At 71.0% G+C, this 272-nt stretch carries 1 pseudogene; it reads left to right on the top strand.

The features are described from left to right. Positions 1-272 (top strand): annotated as a pseudogene (mutL, locus tag FLQ44_RS06375) (DNA mismatch repair endonuclease MutL); the annotation flags it as partial.

Below are 272 nucleotides of genomic sequence, written 5' to 3'. Positions count from 1 at the left end.
CTCGCGGTCAGCGAGCGCGAGGCGGATCTCGCCGAGGGCGAAGCCGACGCGCTGGCCGCACTCGGTATCGAATTGCAGCGCACCGGCCCGCAGTCGCTCAGCATCCGCAGCGTGCCGGTGCTGCTGGCCGGCGCCGATGCCAAGCAGCTGGTGCTGGACGTGCTGTCGGATCTGGCCGAGCACGGCCGGACCCGGCGCATCGAGGAGGCCGGCAATGCGCTGCTGTCGACGCTGGCCTGCCATACCTGGGTGCGCGACAACCGTCAGATCAC

The sequence above is a fragment of the Vogesella mureinivorans genome (assembly GCF_007644035.1).
Lineage (GTDB): Bacteria > Pseudomonadota > Gammaproteobacteria > Burkholderiales > Chromobacteriaceae > Vogesella > Vogesella mureinivorans.
The sequence above is the reverse complement of the archived record's forward strand: the minus strand, read 5'-3'. Positions and strand labels throughout refer to the sequence as shown.